A 21,597-nucleotide genomic window follows, 5' to 3' on the forward strand; every position below is an offset into this window, starting at 1 on the left:
CTTCGTCTGTCGGTGCGCCGCCAGGGACTCGAACCCCGGACCCGCTGATTAAGAGTCAGCTGCTCTAACCAACTGAGCTAGCGGCGCCTGCTGACGTCGTAGACCTTAGCACCCTGATCCGGGCCAGGAAAAATCGATATCCGCACCGCAGGTTTGGCGCTCGCGCGGGCCGCCCGGACGCAGGCCCAGAGCAGTACCTCGGGTCCCGGCAGCCATGGGTGGCTGGTGTCGGGGGCGACCACCCAGCGCGAGTCGGCGCGGGGTTCTCCGGCGTGGTCGGCGCCTCCGGCCGGCGGCGGGACGGTCACGGCGTCACCGCTTCCATGGCACAGGAGAGGGGGCACGGCGGGGCCCCACTCCTCCCACTCCAGGAGCGAGGGCAGCCGGTGGGCGGTGCCGGGTGCCGTGAACAGGAGCATGCGGCCGCGGTGCGCGGCGACCGGGCCCGAGCCGGGGCCGTCCTCCCACAGCGCGTCCAACATCCGGCGCCCGAACATCGACGGCGCGTTCACCACGTCGAAGGTGGTGCCGCAGGGCAGCACCACGGGGGCGCCGGGCCGTGACTCCCAGAACGCGAGAGTGCTGCGCGGGTGCGTTCCCGCCGAGGCGAGCCACGCGGCGCCCTCCCGGGTGGCGCCCGCGATGTCGAACCGGTCGTACCGCGTCAGCGGGCCGGTGCTGTTCTGGCGGTGTGTGGCGCTCATGGCGTTTACATCTACCGGCCGTGAGCGCACGACTTCCCAGGGTTGCCGGAAATCGGGACGGGAGGGGGCGGGGTGGAGTATCTTGCCCCCTTGGCATATGCCAAATGCTCGTTACGAGCGTGGTGGCTGCGGCGTTGCTACGGCCGGTTCTCGGCAGGCCCGCGCATCAGGTCGCGGCCGAACTCGACCATCTTCTTCGCGTAGTCCTCGGTCCACTGCGCCTGCTCGGCGATCGCCGCGGGCGTCAGGCGGTCGAAGCGGCGCGGGTCGGCGAGCTGGGCCGCCGCCAGGGCCTGGAACTCCATGGACCGGTCGGCCGCGGCACGGAACGCGTGCGTCAGCTCCGTGGCGCGGGCGAGCAGCTCACGCGGGTCCTCGATCGCCTCCAGGTCGAAGAAGTGCTCCGGGTCCGCGGCGGCCTCGGCCGGCTCGAAGAGCAGCGGGGCCGGACGCATCCGCCTCTCGGTACGGGCCCGCTCGGGCTCGGCCATGATGTTCCTCCTTGTACGGTGTGCGGCCCCACCTCGCCGCCGGGGCCACCTTCTATTCTCCGCAGGCCCGCAAGAGCGCCCCGGTGTTCAGTTCAAGGCGTCCACGCCACCCGGTGTTCCGCGAGGCGGGCCAGTACCGCGTGATGTGCCTCCCAGCCGTCGGGGCTGTGTTCTTCGGCCGCCTCCGGCGGCGTGCGGTGTGGGGTGGTGGTCGAGCCTGTGTGCGGGGTGACGTCGGGCGCCGGATCCGCTCATGGCGTCCACGCCACCCGGTGTTCCGCGAGGCGGGCCAGTACCGCGTGATGTGCCTCCCAGCCGTCGGGGAATTTCACCGTCACTCCCAGATGGACCGGTTCCGTCGACGGGTGGTCGTCCAGCAGGTCGGGGACGCCCGCGCGGCAGACCACGATGCACGCGTGGCGGTGGCGGGACGCCAGGACGCACAGGCGGCCGGTCTCCAGATGGAACGCCGTCGCGTCGGGGCGGCCCGAGAGCGGGTGCAGGACGACCGTGACGTCGAACTCGCGGCCCTGCAGCCGGTTCGCCGTGTCGACGGTGACGTCCGTGACGCCGAGCTCCGCGAGTGCCGAGCGCACCGCCGCCGCCTGGTCGCGATGCGCCGTGCCGACCGCGATGCGGTCCGCCGTGAGGGGTGACGGGTCGGGGCCGCGCTCCGAGACCGTGACGCCGCCGCGGTCGAGCAGGCGCCGCACCACCTGGGCCAGGGCCCGGACCGCCTCGGGGTCCGTGCGGGGCGTGTGCCCGGCCGGGAGTTCGAGCAGGCCCCAGCCCGACTCCGCCGCCTCGTCGATCACCCGGTCCGGGCCCGAGCCGTCGGAGGCCACCGTGAACCCCAGGCTGCGGTCGCCGTGGTCCGTACCGCTGCGGAACGGCGTGTACGGGTAGAAGGCGCCGGAGACCAGCGGCGCGGCGGACGCCGGGAGGCGCCAGGAGACCGGGAGCCGGTGCTGTGGCAGCCCGGGGTTGTGCGCCAGGAGCGTCGTCACGGCGGATGCCGAAGGGTCGTACGACAGGCCCGCCCACTGCTCGGCCCCGACGATCGCGAACGGGTCCAGCTGGCCCGGATCGCCCACGAACAGCGCCCGCTCGAACAGGCCCGCCACGGCGAGCAGCGCGTCCGAACGCATCTGGTACGCCTCGTCGACGATGGCGTGCTGCCAGGGGTCGATGTCCTTGACGTGTGCCCACTTCGCGGCCGTCGAGATGACGACCGGCAGCGGCGCGAGGTCACCGGCCTTGGTCGACTTGCGCACGTTGACCAGGTCGTCGAGCGCCTTGTCGTACGGGTCGGGGTCGCTGCTGTGCAGGCGCCCGACGGGCAGCTCGGGGTTCTTCTCGGCGAGACGCAGGACGAGGTCGTCGACCTGCGCGTTCGTCTGGGCGATGACCATCAACGGGCGCCCCGCCCCGGCCAGTTCGAGCGCGGCCCGCACCACGAGTGTCGACTTCCCGGCGCCGGGCGGGGAATCCACGACAGTGCCGCGGGCCGTGCCGTGCAGGGTGTCGTGGAGGATCGCGTCGGTGGCGCGGCCGGCCGCCGCCCCCGGGTCGAACGGGGTGTCGCCGTGCGTGCCGGTGCGGCCGAGCTGATGCGGTGCGGTCGTCACAGCAGATCCTCCGTGGTCACGGCGTCCGGAGCCTCAGGCACCGGCGCGCCGGAGCCGTCCCTGTGCGGCGGGCCGCCGTGTGTCCACGGCGTCTCCTCCGGATCCGGCAGCTTCGGGCCGCCCCGCTGCTCGTGCTCGAAGAGCGTGAAGCACACCCGGTCACCCTTCTCCGGGACGGATCCCGGCTCCGGTTCCTTGCCGCGGCCCATCTTGTCCAGGACACGCAGGACGACCCCGCCCTCGGCGTCGTACGACACGAACTCCGCGGCCTGCGGCTTGCCGTCGAGCGAGCGGTAGACCTTCGTGCGCTCGCCGAGGTGCGGCAGGTCGTCGGTGCGAACGGTGATCAGGGGGCGCGGCCGGTTCTTCTCGTTGTACGCCGGCACCGACTCGGTCACCTCGCCCGCGAACGCCTCGCCGGTGAGCCTGCGGCCCGCCATGACCAGCGGGTCGTCGAGCGCCTCCTGCGCGTCCAGTCTGGCCTGCTCGCGCTCGCGCGTCGCCAGCTTGTTGGCCGCCGTCACCGCGTCGTCGCGGCGCGGCTGCGGCGGCTCGCCCGCGGCCACGCGGTCCCGGTGGCCGGTGAACGACCAGCGGTCGCGCGTCCAGCGCTCCGCGGCGTGCGGCCCCTCGGGGAGCGTGCACAGCGCGTCCAGGCCGCGCCACACCGCGTCCCACGTGGGCCGGGTCCGGCTCTCGACGAGTGCGTGGATCTCGCGCTCGGCCGCCGTCAGCGCGGCCAGCCTCGTGTCCGCCTCGATGCCGTCCTCGGCGGCGGCCAGCAGGGTGCGGGCCTTGTCGTAGCGCTCGATCGCGGGCGCCAGCAGCTTGTTGTCGAACGCGGGGTCGGTGGCCGGGCCGGCGGGCGGGCAGACGAGCTGGCCGTCCCCGTCGCGGGCCAGCTCGGCGCGGAGCGCGGCCTCGGCGCCCGACGTGCCCCGCGGGGCCTCGATCCAGGCGAGCAGGGCGCCCAGGTGCTGGTCCTCCAGGGTGGACTGGCCCGTCGCCCAGTGCCGGGACAGCAGGTCCGTCATGGCGAGCAGCAGCGCGGAACCGGGAACTCTGGCCCGCTCCCCGAAGTGCGTCAGCCAGCGGCCCAGGAGCGGGACGTGCGGCGGTGCGGGATAGGGCGCCTCGGGCTCCTGCTCGGCGGTGCGGCGGAACCGCATCGACCGCCCCAGGAGCCGTACGAACTCGATGCCGGAGCGGCTCGGCAGGATCAGCTGGGGCGCGTCCGCGCACAGCTCGACCTCCACCTTGACCCGCTTGCCGGTCGTGGGGTCCGTCTCGGCGCGCTCGGCGGCCTCGACGTCGGCCGCGAACCCGTCGACGTACGGCAGGACGATCCCCGCCAGCTCGGCGAGGAAGGCGAAGCGCAGGTCCCGGTCGCGGGGCTGGGGCACCACGAGGAGCCGGGGCGAGGTGCGCTCCGTGCCGACGAGTGCGCCGAGCGGGGCGCCCGCCTCACCGGCCGTGATCAGCGGGACGAGGACGAGGGGGCGCTGCGACAGATGGCGATGCCGCACGGTCGCGACCGGCTGGGCGCGCCCGCTCTGCACGGCCTCCAGACGGGCCAGATCGCTGATCAGGGGCATGCCGGCGCCGCCTCTCCGCGCGCGCCGAGCGCCTCGGCCCGCAGCCGGGCCGCCCGGCGCAGGGCGGCGACCGCCGGGTCCAGCGGGTCGCCGGAGTGGCCGTGGGCGGCCGAGAGGACCTCGTCGACCGTGGTCAGACCGCCCAGCTCGGCCCGCAGGCCGCGGCCGAGCGAGGTGACCGCGCCCTCCTCGCGGGCCCGGTCACGGCAGTGGAACGCCAGCTCGCACGCGGCCAGGCACTCCGGTGCGTACGTCGCCGGCACCGACTCGACCGCCCGCGTCAGCTCGTCCGCGGGCAGCGTGACGTCGAAGCAGGTGCCCTCGGGCAGCGCGTCCGCGATGTCCTCGATGCGGGTGAGCCGCTCCAGCTGCCGCCGCGTCACCGACAGCTGCTTGCGTACGTCGACGGCGGACGCCGCCGGGAGGTTGCTGAAGTCCTTGGGGCAGACGAGCAGGACCCGGTGCCTGACCTCGGGCGCCGGGTCCAGGCGCCCGGCGACCTGCTCGAGCGCGAGCACGTAGACCGCGGCCTGGCGGGCCGCGGCGCCGACCTTCGCCGCGTCCGCGCTGCCGTCGATCATCGGGAAGGACTTGATCTCGACGACCGTCCACGTCCCGTCGGGGTGCACGACCACCGCGTCCGGTTCGAGGAAGGCCGGGGTGCCCGCGACGTCCAGGGCGAGCATCGGGTGCTCCAGGAACGTCCAGGCGCCGGAGGAGGCCGCTTCCGCCGTCGCCTCACGCAGCGCGAGCGCCGTACGGGCCGTGCGGCCCTCGGGCCCGACCGCCGTCAGATCCGGCGTGCGGGCCTCGCCCGGCACCGGCTCCGGGCCGCCGCCCATGCGCTCGTGCACGAGCCGGAGCAGCTCCGCGCCCCCGTCGGCCTTGACCTTTGCCTCGAACGCGTTCCCCCGCATGAACGCGAACTGCGACTGGCCGAATCCGGACGGCGCCCCGAGCGCGTCCGCGAGACCCGCCTTGTCGACGCCCGCCCCGTCGAGCAGCGCACGCCGCCGGCACCCGGGGTTCGCCGCGAGCGCGGCGAGCGCCCGCGCGTCGAGCGCCCGTGGCTGTATGCCGACGCCACGCAGCTCAGCGAGCTTTGCCCAGGCTCTCGGCTTCGCTCGAGCAGGGGAGGCCCCAATCCGCAGTGCCGTCCCCCGCGTCGGAGGAGCGGGCACCCGGGCCGCCGCCGGGTCCTGCACTGACCTTGCGCTGTCGGGGAATTCGCTCACCCGCCGAAGTCTGGCACTCCCCACTGACAATCGAGGACGCCACCGGGGAGACCGGGGCGGGAGAGGTGCGGCCGGGCCGTGCGGAACCGGCCACGGGCGCGCTGCGCCCCCGGGCCCGTACGAGGTCCGCGGCCCGCACGACGCGCCGGCTCACCAGGAATCCGAGACCCATCACGGCGACCCCGGCGAGGGCGTCGAAGAGGTAGTGGTTCGCGGTGCCCATCACCACGAACGTGGTGATCAGCGGGTAGGCGACACCCATCGCCCTGACCAGCGGCGTACGGCCGTGGCGCCACAGCATGACCCCGCACCACATCGCCCAGCCGACGTGCAGGCTGGGCATCGCCGCGTACTGGTTGGTCATGCCGCCGAGCCCGCGCGGCGCGCTCGCCTGGCCGCCCCACCAGCCCCACGAGCTGTACTGGGCCATGGTGTCGACGAAGCCGTGGCCGGGGGACAGCAGGCGCGGCGGGCAGGTCGGTACGAGGGTGAAGCCGATCAGGCCGATCAGGGTGGAGGTCATCAGCCAGGTCCGGGCGGCGCGGAAGTGGACGGCGCGGCTGCGGAAGAGCCAGATCAGGATGCCCGGAGTGACGAGGTAGTGCAGTGAGGCGTACCAGAAGTCGGCGGGGACACCGATCCAGGCCTCGGCGGTGAAGAGACGGTTCAGCGGGTGTTCGAGGTTGAGATGGAGTGCCTTCTCGGCCCGGAGTATCGCGAGGCCGTGCTCGACGGCGCCCGCCTCGTCCCCGCGCACCAGGAGTCGTCCCGCCGAATAGGCGGCGTACACCAGCACGATCAGCGGCAGTTCGGTCCACCAGCGCAGCCGGTCGCCTGTCGCCGCAGTGGACGGTGCCTCGGTCTGCGACATCAGGCCGCTCCCCCTTAACTCCCTGTACGGCGGCCCGTGGCCACGTGACCACTTTACGGTGTATGTGTCCGACTGGAAGGGGCGCCTCCGACCCACGAAGACGCAACGATCGCCCGGTGGGTTGCCTGAATCCCGGGTGAGCGATGATGGAACGAGCGGGCGCGCCTGGCCTGACTTATCGGTACATGGCAGCCCTTTTCACCCTCCCTCGGAAAGGTCACCCATGGCACCGCGCATCCTGTTGGCCCGGCATGGACAGACGGAGTGGTCACTGTCCGGGCGGCACACCGGCAGGACCGACATCCCCCTCCTCGAAGAGGGACGGCGCGGCGCGAAGCTCCTCGGTGAACGTCTGCACCGGGCGCCCCTCGACGGACTTCCCGGCGCCGAGGTCCGCACGAGCCCGCTCTCCCGCGCGCGCGAGACCTGCGAACTCGCCGGCTTCGGCGACCGCGCCACGCAGTGGGACGCGCTCATGGAGTGGGACTACGGCGCGTACGAGGGGCTGACCCCCGCCCAGATCCAGGAGCGGCGCCCCGGCTGGTTCATCTGGCGCGACGGCGTCCCCGAGGGCGAGACCCTGGAGCAGATGACCGCCCGCGCCGACGAGGTCGTCGCCTGGGCCAGATCCGAGAACCGCGACGCCCTGGTCTTCGCGCACGGCCACATGCTGCGCTCCATCGGCGCCCGCTGGCTGGGCCTCCCGCTGGACTTCGCGGCCCGCATCCGCCTCAACCCGACGTCCCTGTCGGTCCTCGGCTGGGCCTACGGGGAACCGGCGATCGAGTCGTGGAACGACATCGGCCACCTCGCGGGCCACGAGGGCTAGGGCCTCTCGTCCGGATCACGCCGGGCTCGCGAGGCCTGGTCCGGCCCGCTCCGGCCCGCTCCGGACGAAGGGCCCTGGGGCCTGTCGCCCGGGCCGGTCCGGGCTCGCCGGGTCCTCGAGACGCCCGAGGCGTTCACACCGTGCGCGGCGCCGACGCGTGCTGCTCCAGGAACGCCGAGACGCCCGACGCCCTGCGGTGCGGAAGGAGCACGCGCGCGGTGGTCGCCAGCATCGACTGGATGCGCGACGACTGGACCTCGGTCAGCAGATGCAGGACCCGCATCCCCGCGGACGCGGCCTCGTCGGGCTGGCCCGCGCGCGCCAGGTCGTCGGCCAGCTCCGCCGTGTACAGGGCGATGTTCCGGGTGAAGTGCGGGTCCTGGAGGGCCGCGGCGCGACGCGCGTGCCGGGCTGCGCGCGTCCAGTCGCCGAGCGCCGAGTAGCACTGCGCCTCCAGGCCCTCCAGCTCGGCCTCGCCGTAGAACGTCATCCACTCCGGGTCGTCGTCCGACCGCCCGCGCGCGAAGAGGGCCTGCGCCCGGGCCAGCGCCCGCTCGCACCCCGTACGGTCGCCGAGCCCCGCCCAGCCGCCCGCCTCACGCAGCGCGAGCAGCGAGAGCAGCCGTGGCGACGCCAGCTGGGCCGCGACGCGCGTGGCCGCCTGCGCCGCCCGCACCGCCTCCCTCGGCCGCCCCGCGTCCCGGGCCAGGAACGCCGTGTTGCAGAACGCGTGCGCCTCCAGCGCCGGGTCGCCCGCCACGCGCGCGGTGGCCAGGGCCTCCGCGTAGTGCGAGCGCGCGTCGTCGAAGCGGCCCGAGTCATGCGCCAACCAGCCGACGGAGATGGCCAGTTCACCCGCCCCGGCCTGGAGACGCTCGGCCGTGCCGGGCGCCGCCGTCCCCGCGTCGAGCAGCGCGAACGCCGTTCGCAGCGGGGCCGCGGCCCTCTTGTAGAGCCCGTCGGCGCCGTGCCGGTCGTCGAGCAGCCGGATCCGGCGGATGGCCTCCTCGACCGCGCCGACACCGGCCTCGGGCGCCGCGCGCCCGCCGTGGCCCGCGGCGGTCGACCTCGCCGCAGGGGCCGCCGTGCCGTCGGCCGCGATGCCGAAGGGCGTCAGGGAGGCGATGGCCACGGTGGCCGTCCCTCCGGTCATGAATGCGCGACGCCGCACGTCGCTCTCCTCGTCGTGGTGCGGGGACTCGAACTCGGTGTGCGCGAGGGGTACGGGCTCCGCGGGGCGTGCCGCCCGGCCGCGTACGGCCGAGCGGGGCGCGAACCCCAGATCCGTGAGCGAGCGACCGGGGAACATGTGCAGGAACACCCGCTCGTACGCGTAGTTGGGACAGCGGATCTCGCCGGCCTCCACCCGTCCGATGTAGCGGGCGTCGCAGCTGACCCGCTCGCCGATCTCCCGGGCGGCGCGCCGCACCGCGGCCGCGAACTCGCCCGGGGAGCGCTGCCCACGCAGCCGCCTGAAGGCGAGATTCGGCCGCGGGGACTGCGCTGACGATGCCACCGGTGACGGCGTCATGACCGGGCCCTCTCGTGCGAACCGTGCCGGATCACCGGGGAGTTGGGCTCTGTGAGCCCTGGTGCACCCCTGTTCCGACGGGGCACGAAGGTACCTGCTGTAACGACTCCGACACACAGTGTTTAGCTACAAACGGGATATCTCACCCCGCATCCGCCATGAAGTGCCATCCTTTGCGGCGGCGTGCCGCCGTAGCTGTTGACGCCCACGGGCGTTGAACCTTGCGGGGCCGGAGCGGTCGCGTTCCGGTCGTGCAACCCGTACGCGAGAGCGAGGAGGGGCTGACGTGTTGGAGGCATCACTTTCCACGGCGCGGCACCGGCCGACCCAGGACCACAGCGCGCCACCCCGCGACAGCGCGTCCTGCGACGTGGTGACCGTCCCGGCCCGGCAGGGCCTCGAAGCCGTCGACATCCTGCGCCGCGGAGCCACCGAGGCCGTCGGTCCGGTCCTGCACGACGGGGACTGCGGCACCCTCGGCTTCCTCGTGCCGCCCGGCACCGCCGACGCCTGGGACGTCCCCGGCAGCGCCTGCACCCACACCCCCGCGTCCCCCTCGCCGGAGCGCGGCCCCGGTGCGGGCCCCGTGCCGCCCGCCCCCGTCGAGGGCGGCGGCTGGCTGCTCCCTCCCGGCGAGGCCGAGCTCGTCACCGACCCGGCGGTCCTGCGGGCGGCGCTCGACGAGGCGGCCCGCATGATCGAAGCCGCGGACAACTGCCGCTGAGGCCGGACGCCGGGCCCGCGCGGTCCCCGGCCCCGCGGCCGCTGGGCCGACTCGTCGCCGCCCGTCGATAATGGACGGATGGCAAGGTCAAGGGCAAAGAACAAGCAGGCCGGAGCGGCCCGCGGCGGCCGGGAGGCCGTCGTCGAGGCCGTCGACGGCGGGCTCGCCGAGCTGATACCCGACCGGGACCGGCCGCGCGCCTGGACGCTGCTCGTGGACGGTGCCCCGCAGTCGCACGTCGACCTCGACGATCCCGGCCACCTCGCATTCGAGTACCAGCGCAGGATCGGCCACGTCATCGACCTCGCCGTGGACAAGGGCCGCCCCGTGCACGCCGTGCACCTGGGAGGCGGCGCCTTCACGCTCGCCCGCTACATCGCCGCGACCCGCCCCCGCTCCACCCAGCAAGTGGTCGAGCGGGACGAGGCACTCGTCCAACTGGTGCGCCGAGAGCTGCCGTTGGACCCCGGCGCCCGGATCCGCGTCCGCGCCGGAGACGCCCGCGAGGGCCTCACGAAACTCCCCGACGGCTGGGCCGACCTCCTGATAGCCGACGTGTTCAGCGGAGCGCGTACGCCCGCGCACCTCACCAGCACGGAGTTCCTCACCGAGGTACGCCGGGTGGTCAAGCCCGGCGGGGCTTACGTCGCCAACCTCGCCGACGGGCCGCCCCTCGCGCATCTGCGCGGCCAGATCGCCACCGCCGCGGCCGTCTTCCCCGAGCTCGCCCTCGTCGCCGACCCGGCCGTCCTGCGCGGCAAGCGCTTCGGCAACGCGGTGCTCGTCGCCTCCGACCGGGTCCTGCCGGTGGCCGAACTGACCCGGCGCGCGGCCGGCGATCCGCATCCCGCCCGCGTCGAACACGGCAAGGCCCTCGCGGACTTCACCGGGGGCGCCGGCGCAGTCAGCGACTCGCGCGCCGTCGCTTCGCCCGCTCCTCCGCCGTCCGTGTTCCGGTGACGGACACTCGGGGCCGAGGGGGCGTCCGGGTCGGGCCGGGACGGGTGATCGTACGCGTGGTCAGTACTTCGCCACTTCCACGCTCGGTGCGTGGTCGTGCCACGTGCAGAACACCGAGACCTTGTCCGTGCCCGAGGTGAACTCCACCCTGATCCACGTCGAGTCCTTCCACACCTGCACCGACCAGCCGGCCGCGGGCGTCGCCGACACCAGCGTCGCCGAGTCCTTGCCCAGGTCGAACACGGCACGTCCGCCGTTCGTCGTGTAGCCCTTCACCGTGCCGGACGCCGACGGCGACGCGGGCGGCCTCGCGGAGGCGCTCGGTTTCGCCGGACGGCTCGGGGACGGGGTGGCCGGGCCGGGGGAGTGCGACGGCTTCTGCGACGCGGAGCGGGACGGCGACGCCGGCGGCGACGACTCCGGGCGGTGCGTCGACGAGGCCCGCGCGTCCACCGCTCCCGCGGCGATCGGTACCGCGCGCGGCGGGTCGTACGCCGTGCCCGCCATCACCGTGTGCACGCCCCACCACGACAGCGTGACGGCCGCGCCGGTGGCCAGCAGCCAGGCCGCCGTGTGAACAAGTCCTCTGCGCATGGGGTGCATCGCGGCCATACTGCCGCACCCGCCCCACCCGTGTCCCGGGGGGACCGGGGTTGCCCCGGACCTGAGCGGAAGGAGGACCGGGGTCCCCCGAATGGCGTACGGTGCCGCCCATGGCAAGTGTGCTCGTGGTCGAGGACGACCAGTTCGTGCGCTCGGCCCTCATCCGGCACCTGACCGAGGCCTCCCACACCGTACGGAGCGTCGGCACGGCCCTGGAGGCGCTGCGCGAGGTCGCCCATTTCCGCTTCGACGTCGTGATTCTCGACCTCGGACTGCCGGATCTGGACGGATCCGAGGCCTTGAAGATGCTGCGCGGCATCACCGACGTACCCGTGATCATCGCGACGGCCCGCGACGACGAGGCCGAGATCGTCCGGCTCCTCAACGACGGTGCCGACGACTACCTCACCAAGCCGTTCTCGCCCGAGCACCTGTCCGCGCGCATGGCCGCCGTGCTGCGCCGCGCGCGCTCCAGCGCAGCCTCCGAGCCGCCCTCGCGCCTCCTCCAGGTCGGCGGCCTCGCGATAGACCCGCTGCGGCGCCAGGCCGAGCTGGACGGGGCGCGACTCGATCTCACCCGGCGCGAGTTCGACCTGCTCACCTTCCTCGCGGGCCGGCCCGGCGTCGTCGTCCCCCGCAAGGAGCTGCTCGCCGAGGTGTGGCAGCAGTCGTACGGGGACGATCAGACCATCGACGTCCATCTGTCGTGGCTGCGCAGGAAGCTGGGCGAAACGGCCGCACGGCCGCGCTATCTGCACACGCTGCGGGGTGTCGGTGTGAAGCTGGAGCCGCCACGGGCGGAGGGCGGGCCGGCATGAGGTGGGCCCTGGTCAAGGTGTGCCTCGCCGTCACCGCGATGGTCGTGGTGGCTTTCGCGGTTCCTCTCGGCCTTGTCGTCAAGGAGATGGCCCGGGACCGTGCCTTCTCGAACGCCGAGCGGACCGCCGCCGCGATCGGGCCCACCCTCTCCATCACCACCGACCGTGACGAACTGACGCGCGCCGTCGCCTCCACCGAGGCCGGTGCCGACGGCCGCATGGCGGTGTACATCCCGGCCGCCGGTGGCACTCCCGCGATCCAGGTCGGCACGTCACGCGCCGGTGACCGGCATGCCGGCCTCCGCCAGGCCACCGTCGCCGATGTGCCCGGCGGGTCCGTGTGGCTCCAGCCCATCGCCGTCAGCTCCGGCATCGCCGTCGTCGAGGTGTTCGTGCCGGAGTCCGAGGTCACCAACGGGGTCGCCACCGCGTGGCTGGTGCTGGCCGGTGTAGGTGTCGCCCTCGTCATAGGGTCCGTGGCCGTCGCCGACCGGCTCGGCGTACGCATGGTGCAGCCCGCCCAGCGCCTCGTCTCCGCCGCGCACGATCTGGGCGAGGGGAAGCTCGGGGCCCGCGTGCCGGAGGAAGGGCCGACGGAACTCCGGCTCGCCGCCGTCGCGTTCAACTCCATGGCCGACCAGGTCGTCCAGCTTCTCGCCAACGAGCGGGAGCTGGCCGCCGACCTCTCGCACCGGCTGCGTACGCCCCTGACCGTTCTGCGGCTCAACGCCGTCTCGCTCGGGGAAGGCGCCGCCGCCGAGCAGACCCGCGCCGCCGTCGAGCAGCTGGAGCGCGAGGTCGACATCATCATCCGTACCGCCCGCGACGCCAAGCCGCAGACCGCCGCCGCCGGGCCCGGGGCCGGATGCGATGCCGCCGAGGTCATCCGCGAGCGCATGGACTTCTGGTCCGCGCTCGCCGAGGACGAGGGGCGCAAGGTGCGTGTCGCCGGGGTCGACCGGCCCGTCCGCATCCCGGTGGTCCGGGGGGAGCTGGCCGCCGCGCTGGACGCGCTGCTCGGGAACGTCTTCCGGCACACGCCTGAGGGGACCGCCTTCGCCGTCGACGTGCACAGCGGCGAGGACGCCGTGATCGTGCTCGTCTCCGACGCCGGGCCCGGCATTCCGGACCCGGACGCCGCGATGGCCCGCGGGCGCGGGTCCGGCAGCGACGGGTCCACCGGGCTCGGCCTCGACATCGTCCGCCGGCTCGCCGAGTCGACCGGGGGCGATGTGCGGATCGGGTCCTCCGTGCTCGGGGGGACCGAGGTGCGGATCTGGGTGCAGCTGGACGGGCGGGGGCCCGGTGGCGCTGTGCGACGGGGGCATCGGGGCGGGGTGCGGCGCGGGCGGAAGCGGGGCGCCGGCTCGGGCAGTGGCTCAGGGGCGGGCTCGGGCGCCGGGGCGGGTGCGGGCGCCGGGTCCGGTGCCGCTGTGTAGTCGGGTGAGGCCTCATCGTTTCGGGGTCGGTCTCCACCTTTAATCCGTTCCGATGACTTCCTTAAGCCCTCCATAAGAACCTCAACCACCGGTGCTGGTGCCCCATTTGCCGGGTTCCGGATCGCTAGCGTGCTGCCGCACCCCACCCCCGTACAGCTAAGGCAGGCACGCGATGAGCAGCACGCACCGGCGCAGGGTCAGCGGCAGGAACAAGGCGATAGGCGGGCTCGTCGCCGCGGCCGTCGTGGGCGGCGGCGCCTTCCTGTTCTCCGGTACGGCGCAGGCCGCGGGGGTCGGCGCCGTGTACACCAGGACCAGCGAGTGGTCCGGCGGTTACACCGCCCAGTACGTCGTCAAGAACGACTCGGACACGGCGCAGCCGGGCTGGAAACTCGAGTTCGACCTGCCGTCCGGCACCAAGCTCGGCTCCCTGTGGAACGCCGAGTCGTCCGTGTCCGGCTCGCATGTCACCGTGACGCCCGCCTCCTGGGACAAGGAAGGCATCGCCGCCGGGAAGTCCGTGACCGTCGGGTTCGTCGTCACCGGTGACACCGATCCGGCCGGCTGCCTCATCGACGGCGCGAAGTGCTCCGTGGACGACGGGGCCACGCCCGAGCCGAGCGGACGCCCCACGGAGTCCGCGACTCCCGCACCGAGCGCCACCGCGTCCGCCTCGGCCACCGCCGAGCCCACCGGGACCGCCACGTCGACGGCGAGCCCGTCGCCGTCCTCGTCCTCCGGCACCGGTGCGGGCTCCGCCGCCGCGGCGGGCTTCGCCCCGTACGTCGACACGTCGCTCTATCCGAAGTTCGACCTGGTCGCCTCCTCCAAGGCCACCGGCGTCAAGGAGTTCAACCTCGCCTTCATCACCTCCGGCGGCTCCTGCGCCCCCAAGTGGGGCGGTGTGACCGATCTGGGCAGTGACGAAGTCGCCGCCCAGATCGGCGACTTGAGGGCCGCCGGCGGCGATGTGCGCGTCTCGTTCGGTGGCGCATCCGGCACCGAGCTGGCGCAGGCGTGTTCCTCGGCGTCCGACCTCGCGGCGGCGTACCAGAAGGTCATCGACCAGTTCAAGCTCACCAAGGTCGACTTCGACGTCGAGGGCGGCGCCCTGCCGGACACCGCCGCCAACACCGAGCGTGCCCGGGCCATCGCCACGCTGCAGAAGAACAACCCGGGGCTGAACGTCTCCTTCACACTCCCGGTGATGCCCGAGGGCCTCACGTCCGACGGCGTGAACTTCCTCAAGAACGCCAAGTCCAACGGCGTCTCGACCGACCTCGTCAACATCATGGCGATGGACTACGGCGCCTCCTACAGCGGCGACATGGGTACGTACGCCGAGCAGGCCGCCACCGCCACGCAGGCGCAGATCAAGAGCGCGCTCGGGCTGTCCGACGCCGCTGCCTGGAAGGCCGTCGCGATCACCCCGATGATCGGCGTCAACGACGTCTCGTCCGAGGTCTTCAAGGTCGACGACGCCACGCAGCTGGTCGCTTTCGCCGAGCAGAAGGGACTGGGCGGTCTGTCGATGTGGTCCGCCACCCGCGACAAGGCGTGTGAGGGCGGGGCGTCCGACTCGGCCCAGCCGACCTGTTCCTCGATCGAGCAGTCGGCCGGCGCCTTCCAGAAGGCCTTCGCCTCCTTCAAGTAGCCCTCCCCCCCCCGCGGGAAGCTGCGCGCCCCGGCCGGACACTCGACCCCCCACTCGGCCGGGGCGCGCGTTCGTGTGCCGGTTCGTTCCGGGGAGCGACGCGTCTTTGGCACGGCTCGCGGTTCGCGTGGCCCGTCGTTGCGCCGGGTGGCCTTTCGGGTGCCTGCCGGGCGCGGGCTGCCGCCGTGTGTTTTCGGGTGCGGGGCCGCGGGGGCCTGGACGTGCTCGCTGTTCCACGGGTGCACGTCGGCCAGTCGATCGCCTGTACGCGGTGCTGGCGGCTGCGCGCACATGCCCCCGCGTCCCCCTCCCGTCTCGTACGCGGCTGACCGCTCGGAGGGCTAACTCGCCGGTGGGGCCGGGAGCTTGTTCGTGCGTGCCGCCTCCGCGTACCAGTGCGCGCTGGACTTCGGCGTGCGCTTCTGGGTCGCGTAGTCCACGTAGACGGCCCCGAAGCGCTTCTCGTAGCCGTACGCCCACTCGAAGTTGTCCATCAGCGACCAGAGGTAGTACCCGCGGACGTCCGCGCCGTCCTTGATCGCGCGGTGTACGGCGGACAGGTGGCCGTGGAGGTACGCGATGCGCTCCGGGTCGTGGATCCGGCCCTCCGGGCCCGGCTTGTCGTCGTACGCCGCGCCGTTCTCCGTGATGTACAGCGGCAGGCCCGGCGCCTCCGTGGTGTAGCGCATGATCAGGTCGTGCAGGCCCGTCGGGTCGATGGTCCAGCCCATCTCCGTCCGCTCGCCCGGGGACTGGTGGAAGGCGATGTCGTCCGCCCCCGGCCAGGGCGAGTGGTCGCTCGCGCCGTGGCCGTCGGATCGGGTCGTGGGGGCCGACGGGGCCGAGGAGACCAGGGACGGGGTGTAGTAGTTCAGGCCCAGCGCGTCCAGCGGCTGGTGGACCGTCGCCAGGTCGGTGGCGTGGATGAAGGACCAGTCCGTGATGCCGGCGGTGTCCGTGATCAGGTCCGCCGGGTACTCCCCGTGCAGCATGGGGCCGTGGAACACGCCGTTGGCCAGGTTGTCGATGCGCCGGCGGGCGTCGTTGTCGGCGGGACTGTCGGGCGAAAGAGGCCTGACCGTGGAGGAGTTGAGGCTCACCGCCACTTCCGCTCGCGCCGGCAGCGACTGGCGAAGGGCCTGTGTCGCCAGGCCGTGCGCCAGGTTGAGGTGGTGGGCCGCCCGGAGCGTCGCCGCCGGTTCCGTCCTGCCCGGCGCGTGCACACCCGAGCCGTAGCCCAGGAACGCGCTGCACCAGGGTTCGTTGAGCGTGATCCAGAAGTCCACCCGGTCGCCCAGCGCCTCGCCGACCATGCCCGCGTACTCCGCGAAGCGGTACGCCGTGTCGCGCGCCGGCCAGCCGCCCGCGTCCTCCAGCTCCTGCGGCAGATCCCAGTGGTAGAGCGTCAGGGCCGGCTTGATGCCCTGGGCGAGGAGTTCGTCCGTCAGACGCCGGTAGAAGTCCAGGCCCCGCTGGACCGCCGGGCCGCGGCCCGTGGGCTGCACCCTCGGCCACGAGACCGAGAAGCGGTACGAGCCGAGGTCCAGGCCCTTCATGAGCGCCACGTCGTCCCGGTAGCGGTGGTAGTGGTCCACCGCCGTGTCGCCCGTGTCGCCGCCCGCCGTCCTGCCCGGCGTGTGGCTGAACGTGTCCCAGATCGACGGCGTCCTGCCGTCCTCCCGCACCGCCCCCTCGATCTGGTAGGCCGATGTCGCGGCCCCCCAGAGGAAGTTCGGCGGGAAGCTGGGGGCGGCGGTGGATGCGGGAGTGGGGTCTGTCGTGGGTGTCTGTGTAATGGGCTGAGGCATGGAAGCGCTCCCATCGGTAGGAAGGTGTGGGGTGGGGCCGCCGCGTGCGGCGGCCCCCGGGAAACGTCAGCCCTTTACCGCGCCCTGCATGATGCCGCCGACGATCTGCTTGCCGAACAGCAGGAACGCGATCAGCAGCGGCAGCGTGCCGAGCAGGGCTCCGGCCATGATCACCGAGTCGTCGGGGATGTAGCCGGTGCCCAGTTGGTTGAGGGCCACCTGGACCGTCGGGTTCTCTCCGTTGAGCGCGATGATCGGCCAAAGGAAGTCGTTCCAGGCCATCACGAACGTCAGCAGCCCGAGCACCGCCATCGCCGGACGCGCGGCGGGGAAGACCACGTGCCAGACGACCCGCAGACTGCTCGCCCCGTCGACCCGGGCGGCCTCTATGAGCTCGGTGGGCAGCGCCTGGACCAGGTACTGGCGCATGAAGAACGTGCCGAAGGCGCTGACCAGGGTCGGCAGGATGACCGTCTGCAGATGGTTCGCCCAGCCCAGGTCCGTCATCCACAAGTACAGCGGGACGACGGCCAGCTGGGGCGGGATCATCATCGTGCCGATGGTCATCAGCAGCAGCGTGGTCGAGAACCGGAAGCGCAGTTTGGCGAAGGCGAAACCGGCGAGCGTGGAGAACAGCACCGTGCCGACGGTGATGGTCGCCGCCACGAGGATGGTGTTCCACATCGCGGCGCCCATGCCGGCCTGGTTCCAGGCGGTCCCCAGGTTCTTGAACAGGTTTCCGCCGAACCAGAAGGGGGGCGGTGTCTGCGCGAGGCGGGCGTTGGTGCGTGAGGCCGCGATCATCGTCCACAGCAGCGGGGCGAGCGAGATCACGGCGAACAGGGTCAGCACGACGTACGTGACCGGCCCCGCGTGCAGCTGCTTGCCCGCGCCGAGGATCCGCCGACGACGCGGCGGTTCGGCGTCCCGCTCGGCGACCTGAGGCGGTGTCGCGTCGGTGATGGTGGTCATTGGGATTTCCTCAGCCGTCGGGTGATCAGCAGGTTGATCGCGGCCACGATGAGCAGGATCAGGAACATCGACCAGGCGATCGCGGACGCCTTGCCGAGGTTGCCCACGATCCAGCCCTGGTCGTACATGTACAGGCCGAGCGTCTGGTACTGGTGCTCGGATCCGCCCTTGGTGCCGCTGACGCCGCCGAACAGCAGCGGCTCGCCGAAGAGCTGGGTCGCGCCGATCGTGGAGACGACCACCGTGAACAGGATCGTCGGACGCAGCATCGGAATGGTCACGTGCCGGAACTGCTGCCAGCGGCTCGCGCCGTCCAGGGCCGCCGACTCGTACAGGTCGGCCGGGATGGCCTGCATCGCCGCCAGATAGATCAGCGCGTTGTATCCGGTCCACCGCCAGATCACGATCGAGGAGACCGCGGCTTGCGAACCCCAGTCGGACTCACGCCAGTTGACCGGGTCGATGCCGATCAGGTCGAGCGCCCAGTTGATCATGCCGGTGTCGGGTGAGAAGAGCAGCACGAAGACGAGCGTCGCCGCCGCCACCGAGGTGGCGTACGGGGTGAGCATGACGACGCGCCACACGGTGGAGCCGCGCAGCCGGTAGTTGAGCATGTGCGCGAGCCAGATCGCCGCGATCAGCTGCGGCACGGTCGAGATCACGCCGATGGTGAACGTGTTCTTCAGCGCGTTCCAGAAGAAGTCCGACTGGAAGAGGTTCGTGTAGTTGTCCAGGCCCGCCCAGGTCTGGCCGTCCAGGTTCGACAGCTGCACATGGTGCAGGGAGTACCAGGCGGTGTAGAGCAGCGGCACCAGTGAGAAGGCGCCGAAGATGATGAAGAAGGGGGAGATGAACGCGTACGGGGACGCCTTCATGTCCCAGCGGTACAGCCGGCTGCGCCAGGTGCCGGCGCTCGTCGGCGCCGTACCGCGACCCTGAGCGCCCCGGGCCGCGCCCGGCTCCTGGGAGCCGGGCGCGGTGTCGGCGCTCGTCGCGGGCTGCGCGAGAGCCTTGTCGGAGCTGGTCACTGGTCGAGCACGTCCTTGACTTCCTTGGTGGCCGCGTCCCAGCCCTGCGCGGGCGACTTGCCCTTCTGCTCGACCTGGAGGATGCCGGTGTCGGTGATCGCGGTGCTGATCGGCTGGTCCTTGATGCCGAAGACCTGGACCGGGATGGTCTTCGCCGAGTCGGAGAAGATCTGGGTCAGGGGCGCGCCGGAGAAGAACGTGGTCGTCGCGTCCTGCGGCTTCAGGTCGGCGTACGCCGAAGGCGTCGACGGGAAGCTGGCCTGCTTGGCGAACACCTTCGCCTGCTGCGCGGGCGCGGTCAGCCACTTCGCCAGGGCGATGGCCTCCTTCTGGTGCTTGCTCGCCGTCGGCACACCGATGAACGAGCCGCCCCAGTTGGCCGCGGTCGGCGCGGCCGCCACGTCCCACTTGCCCTTGCCGGCGTCACCGGACTTCTCCTGGATGTAGCCGAGCATCCACGCGGGGCAGGCCACCGTGGCGAAGGTGCCGTTGGCGAAGCCCTGGTCCCACGGCTTGTCGAACTGCTTCAGCTTGGCCGACATGTTGCTGGTCGCCACTTCCATGGCGACGTTCCAGGACTTCTTCACCCCCGTGGACTTGTCCCAGATGACGCTGCCGTCCTTGTCGTAGTACCGCTGCTCCTCGCCGCCGAGCGCCGCGTTGTACACGGAGGACGCGGAGTCCACGTACTTGGTGCCGTTCGGCGCCTTCTTCATGTACTGCTTGCCGAGGTCGACGTACTTGCTCCAGTCGCCCTTCCACTGCGCGGCGAGCTTGGTGCGGTCGGTCTCCAGACCGGCCTTCTCGAACAGGTCCTTGCGGTAGCAGATCGCCATCGGACCGACGTCCGTGCCCAGCCCGATGAGCTTGCCGTCCTTGGTGGTGGCCTGGGCGTTCTTCCAGTCCAGCCACTGCGACTTGTCGACCTCCTTGCCGAGGTCGACGAACTTGTCCGCCTGCGTCTGGACGGCCTCGGTGATGTTGCCGACCTCGATCGCCTGGATGTCGTCCGTGCCGGATCCGGCCTGCAGCCGGGTGAGCGTCTTCGGCCAGTAGACGTCGGTGCGGGTGGTGACGTTCTCCTTGATCGTCACGCCCGGGTGCAGCTTCATGTACTCGTCGTAGAGCCCGGCCTGCTTGTAGCCGAAGACGCCGAACGTGCCGATCGTGAGCGTGGTGCCGCCCTTGTTGCCGGCACCCCCGCCCGAACCGCCGTCGGATCCTGAGTCGTCATCGGTCGCGCATCCGGCGAGCAGCCCTGTGGCCAGGGCGGCGACGACCGCGAAGGTCATCGCGCGTCGGGACGTGCGGGCAGTCGTGCGCATTGCGTCCTCCAAAGTACTCACTTGCTCTGAAGTGCCAACCCCGGCCAACTGCCTGGCTACGCCCTTTTGTTCACGTGCGGCTCGGGCGGGGAACGTGCGGCTTCTGTATACGCCCAGTAGAGTGGGAGCGCTCCCATAGGTGATGTGTTGAAGGGTCGTCGCTCGGCCCGGGGGTGTCAAGACGCTCGGCAGCGGCAACTTGGTGCGGTTATCGGGCTGTTAGATTCCGCGTGAGACTTGGGGAGGTGGGAGTCATGGCGACTCGCGGCACTCACGGCAGGCGTCCGACCCTTGAGGAGGTCGCGGCCCGGGCGGGCGTGGGCCGGGGCACGGTCTCCCGGGTGATCAACGGCTCGCCCCGGGTGAGCGAGGCGACCCGCGCCACGGTCGAGGCGGCCGTGGCCGAGCTCGGCTATGTGCCGAACACGGCGGCCCGCGCCCTCGCCGCCAACCGCACCGACGCCATCGCCCTCGTCGTGCCCGAACCGGAGACACGATTCTTCGCCGAGCCCTACTTCTCCGACATGCTGCGCGGCGTCGGTGCCGAGCTCGCCGAGACCGAGATGCAGCTCCTGCTGATCTTCGCGGGCAACGACCGGGAGCGGCGGCGTCTCGCCCAGTACCTCGCGGCGCACCGCGTCGACGGCGTCCTGCTGGTGTCCGTCCACGCCGACGACCCGCTCCCCGACCTGCTCAGCCAGCTGGAGATCCCCTCCGTCATCAGCGGCCGCCGCTCCGCCGCCGAGACGCTGCCCTCGGTGGACTCCGACAACTTCGCGGGCGCGTACTCGGCCGTCGAGCACCTCGTGAGCCGCGGCCGCACCCGCATCGCCACGATCACCGGCCGGCTCGACGTGTACGGAGCCCAGCGCCGCGTCGACGGCTATCGCGCCGCCGTCGAGGCAGCCGGCCGTGAGGTGGACGAGCGGCTCATCGTGCCGGGGGACTTCACGGAGGAGGGCGGCCGGCGGGCGATGGCCGAGCTCCTGGAGCGCTGCCCCGAGGTGGACGCGGTGTTCGCCGGGTCGGACGTGATGGCCGCCGGTGCCCGCCAGGTGCTGCGCGAGGCGGGCCGCCGTATCCCCGACGACGTCGCCCTGGTCGGCTACGACGACTCGGCGATCGCCCGGCACATGGACCCGCCCCTGACCAGCGTCCGTCAGCCCATCGAGGAGATGGGCCGGGCCATGATCGACCTGCTGCTCGCCGAGATCGCCGACCGGCGCCCGGCAGCGTCCCGCACGCTCGACGGCCGCCGGCTGGTCCTTCCGAACGAACTGGTGGAGCGCGCTTCGTCCTGAGGGGCCCGTGTCGTCCTCAGGCGTGCGTGTCGTCCTGAGCGGCGCGGGGTGTCACAACGATCAAGGCCCCGGTTCTTTCGA

General features: G+C 72.4%; 19 protein-coding genes and 1 tRNA gene. 7 read left to right on the forward strand and 13 right to left on the reverse strand.

The features are described from left to right. Positions 1–13: 13 nt before the first annotated feature. The 7 genes from ACFC96_RS45300 to ACFC96_RS45330 all read right to left on the reverse strand — a co-directional run bounded on the left by ACFC96_RS45300 (position 14) and on the right by ACFC96_RS45330 (position 6,524). A tRNA-Lys gene (locus ACFC96_RS45300) sits at positions 14–87 on the reverse strand. Further along, the gene (locus tag ACFC96_RS45305; RefSeq protein ID WP_376256496.1) at positions 78–704 is read right to left on the reverse strand and encodes a bifunctional DNA primase/polymerase; all 627 of its coding nucleotides are present in this window, start codon (positions 702–704) and stop codon (positions 78–80) included. Before ACFC96_RS45305 ends, ACFC96_RS45300 begins: the two co-directional genes overlap by 10 nt. Before the next feature lie 137 nt (positions 705–841). Then, a complete protein-coding gene (locus ACFC96_RS45310; protein ID WP_376618566.1) occupies positions 842–1,195 on the reverse strand; it encodes a hypothetical protein in 354 nt (117 codons plus the stop codon). Positions 1,196–1,446: 251 nt separating this feature from the next. Continuing rightward, positions 1,447–2,823 (reverse strand): AAA domain-containing protein, encoded by a 1,377-nt coding sequence (locus tag ACFC96_RS45315; RefSeq protein ID WP_376618568.1) that lies wholly within the window; start codon positions 2,821–2,823, stop codon positions 1,447–1,449. Beyond that, positions 2,820–4,418, reverse strand: a complete 1,599-nt coding sequence (locus tag ACFC96_RS45320) for a hypothetical protein (RefSeq protein WP_376618569.1) — start codon at positions 4,416–4,418, stop codon at positions 2,820–2,822. The genes ACFC96_RS45315 and ACFC96_RS45320 overlap by 4 nt, the downstream gene beginning before the upstream one ends. After that, positions 4,409–5,599 carry a hypothetical protein gene (locus ACFC96_RS45325; RefSeq protein WP_376618571.1) on the reverse strand — a complete coding sequence of 397 codons (1,191 nt, stop codon included), beginning with the start codon at positions 5,597–5,599 and terminating at the stop codon, positions 4,409–4,411. Before ACFC96_RS45325 ends, ACFC96_RS45320 begins: the two co-directional genes overlap by 10 nt. Next, positions 5,511–6,524, reverse strand: a complete 1,014-nt coding sequence (locus ACFC96_RS45330) for a phosphatase PAP2 family protein (protein ID WP_376618573.1) — start codon at positions 6,522–6,524, stop codon at positions 5,511–5,513. Before ACFC96_RS45330 ends, ACFC96_RS45325 begins: the two co-directional genes overlap by 89 nt. Positions 6,525–6,747: 223 nt before the next feature. Between ACFC96_RS45330 and ACFC96_RS45335 the strand changes: the two genes are divergently transcribed. After that, entirely contained in the window at positions 6,748–7,353 is a 606-nt protein-coding gene (locus ACFC96_RS45335; protein ID WP_376256485.1) for a histidine phosphatase family protein, read from the forward strand. Between the two features lie 133 nt (positions 7,354–7,486). On the opposite strand, the gene ACFC96_RS45340 is transcribed toward ACFC96_RS45335, so the two are convergent. Beyond that, positions 7,487–8,884 carry a tetratricopeptide repeat protein gene (locus ACFC96_RS45340; protein WP_376618575.1) on the reverse strand — a complete coding sequence of 466 codons (1,398 nt, stop codon included), beginning with the start codon at positions 8,882–8,884 and terminating at the stop codon, positions 7,487–7,489. A gap of 286 nt (positions 8,885–9,170) precedes the next feature. On the opposite strand from ACFC96_RS45340, the gene ACFC96_RS45345 reads away from it, so the two are divergent. Beyond that, positions 9,171–9,608: a hypothetical protein gene (locus ACFC96_RS45345; protein WP_376256482.1), complete on the forward strand. Its 438-nt coding sequence runs from the start codon at positions 9,171–9,173 to the stop codon at positions 9,606–9,608. A gap of 78 nt (positions 9,609–9,686) precedes the next feature. Beyond that, positions 9,687–10,568 (forward strand): spermidine synthase, encoded by an 882-nt coding sequence (locus ACFC96_RS45350; RefSeq protein WP_376256481.1) that lies wholly within the window; start codon positions 9,687–9,689, stop codon positions 10,566–10,568. Between the two features lie 60 nt (positions 10,569–10,628). Here ACFC96_RS45350 and ACFC96_RS45355 read toward each other — a convergent pair whose 3' ends face one another. Continuing rightward, positions 10,629–11,162 (reverse strand): hypothetical protein, encoded by a 534-nt coding sequence (locus ACFC96_RS45355; RefSeq protein ID WP_376618577.1) that lies wholly within the window; start codon positions 11,160–11,162, stop codon positions 10,629–10,631. Positions 11,163–11,281: 119 nt separating this feature from the next. Between ACFC96_RS45355 and ACFC96_RS45360 the strand changes: the two genes are divergently transcribed. The 3 genes from ACFC96_RS45360 to ACFC96_RS45370 all read left to right on the forward strand — a co-directional run bounded on the left by ACFC96_RS45360 (position 11,282) and on the right by ACFC96_RS45370 (position 15,082). After that, positions 11,282–11,989 (forward strand): response regulator transcription factor, encoded by a 708-nt coding sequence (locus tag ACFC96_RS45360; RefSeq protein WP_376256477.1) that lies wholly within the window; start codon positions 11,282–11,284, stop codon positions 11,987–11,989. Further along, the gene (locus ACFC96_RS45365) at positions 11,986–13,428 is read left to right on the forward strand and encodes a sensor histidine kinase (protein ID WP_376618579.1); all 1,443 of its coding nucleotides are present in this window, start codon (positions 11,986–11,988) and stop codon (positions 13,426–13,428) included. Before ACFC96_RS45360 ends, ACFC96_RS45365 begins: the two co-directional genes overlap by 4 nt. 172 nt (positions 13,429–13,600) lie before the next feature. After that, positions 13,601–15,082: a cellulose binding domain-containing protein gene (locus ACFC96_RS45370; protein ID WP_376256473.1), complete on the forward strand. Its 1,482-nt coding sequence runs from the start codon at positions 13,601–13,603 to the stop codon at positions 15,080–15,082. 341 nt (positions 15,083–15,423) lie between these two features. On the opposite strand, the gene ACFC96_RS45375 is transcribed toward ACFC96_RS45370, so the two are convergent. The 4 genes from ACFC96_RS45375 to ACFC96_RS45390 form a co-directional block, all read right to left on the reverse strand. After that, on the reverse strand, positions 15,424–16,890 hold the full coding sequence (locus ACFC96_RS45375) for a GH1 family beta-glucosidase (RefSeq protein WP_376618580.1): 1,467 nt from the start codon (positions 16,888–16,890) through the stop codon (positions 15,424–15,426). A 66-nt stretch (positions 16,891–16,956) separates the two neighbouring features. Then, positions 16,957–17,862, reverse strand: coding sequence for a carbohydrate ABC transporter permease (locus ACFC96_RS45380; RefSeq protein ID WP_376256469.1), 906 nt, complete (start codon positions 17,860–17,862; stop codon positions 16,957–16,959). Beyond that, a complete protein-coding gene (locus ACFC96_RS45385) occupies positions 17,859–18,890 on the reverse strand; it encodes a carbohydrate ABC transporter permease (protein WP_376256468.1) in 1,032 nt (343 codons plus the stop codon). Before ACFC96_RS45385 ends, ACFC96_RS45380 begins: the two co-directional genes overlap by 4 nt. Beyond that, positions 18,887–20,215 (reverse strand): ABC transporter substrate-binding protein, encoded by a 1,329-nt coding sequence (locus ACFC96_RS45390; RefSeq protein ID WP_376618582.1) that lies wholly within the window; start codon positions 20,213–20,215, stop codon positions 18,887–18,889. The genes ACFC96_RS45385 and ACFC96_RS45390 overlap by 4 nt, the downstream gene beginning before the upstream one ends. Positions 20,216–20,469: 254 nt before the next feature. Here ACFC96_RS45390 and ACFC96_RS45395 point away from each other — a divergent pair, with 254 nt between their 5' ends. Continuing rightward, a complete protein-coding gene (locus ACFC96_RS45395; protein ID WP_376618583.1) occupies positions 20,470–21,516 on the forward strand; it encodes a LacI family DNA-binding transcriptional regulator in 1,047 nt (348 codons plus the stop codon). Positions 21,517–21,597: the final 81 nt, after the last annotated feature.

Source organism: Streptomyces sp. NPDC055955, from assembly GCF_042270245.1.
In the GTDB taxonomy this organism is placed as follows: Bacteria; Actinomycetota; Actinomycetes; order Streptomycetales; family Streptomycetaceae; genus Streptomyces.

Bases quoted from the DNA above. Each gene is read 5' to 3' on its own strand.
- ACFC96_RS45375 (WP_376618580.1), bottom strand. From the start codon at position 16,890: ATGCCTCAGCCCATTACACAGACACCCACGACAGACCCCACTCCCGCA.
- ACFC96_RS45390 (WP_376618582.1), bottom strand. From the start codon at position 20,215: ATGCGCACGACTGCCCGCACGTCCCGACGCGCGATGACCTTCGCGGTC.
- ACFC96_RS45305 (WP_376256496.1), bottom strand. From the start codon at position 704: ATGAGCGCCACACACCGCCAGAACAGCACCGGCCCGCTGACGCGGTAC.
- ACFC96_RS45370 (WP_376256473.1), top strand. From the start codon at position 13,601: ATGAGCAGCACGCACCGGCGCAGGGTCAGCGGCAGGAACAAGGCGATA.
- ACFC96_RS45365 (WP_376618579.1), top strand. From the start codon at position 11,986: ATGAGGTGGGCCCTGGTCAAGGTGTGCCTCGCCGTCACCGCGATGGTC.
- ACFC96_RS45380 (WP_376256469.1), bottom strand. From the start codon at position 17,862: ATGACCACCATCACCGACGCGACACCGCCTCAGGTCGCCGAGCGGGAC.
- ACFC96_RS45330 (WP_376618573.1), bottom strand. From the start codon at position 6,524: ATGTCGCAGACCGAGGCACCGTCCACTGCGGCGACAGGCGACCGGCTG.
- ACFC96_RS45355 (WP_376618577.1), bottom strand. From the start codon at position 11,162: ATGCGCAGAGGACTTGTTCACACGGCGGCCTGGCTGCTGGCCACCGGC.
- ACFC96_RS45395 (WP_376618583.1), top strand. From the start codon at position 20,470: ATGGCGACTCGCGGCACTCACGGCAGGCGTCCGACCCTTGAGGAGGTC.
- ACFC96_RS45340 (WP_376618575.1), bottom strand. From the start codon at position 8,884: ATGACGCCGTCACCGGTGGCATCGTCAGCGCAGTCCCCGCGGCCGAAT.
- ACFC96_RS45320 (WP_376618569.1), bottom strand. From the start codon at position 4,418: ATGCCCCTGATCAGCGATCTGGCCCGTCTGGAGGCCGTGCAGAGCGGG.
- ACFC96_RS45350 (WP_376256481.1), top strand. From the start codon at position 9,687: ATGGCAAGGTCAAGGGCAAAGAACAAGCAGGCCGGAGCGGCCCGCGGC.
- ACFC96_RS45335 (WP_376256485.1), top strand. From the start codon at position 6,748: ATGGCACCGCGCATCCTGTTGGCCCGGCATGGACAGACGGAGTGGTCA.
- ACFC96_RS45360 (WP_376256477.1), top strand. From the start codon at position 11,282: ATGGCAAGTGTGCTCGTGGTCGAGGACGACCAGTTCGTGCGCTCGGCC.
- ACFC96_RS45310 (WP_376618566.1), bottom strand. From the start codon at position 1,195: ATGGCCGAGCCCGAGCGGGCCCGTACCGAGAGGCGGATGCGTCCGGCC.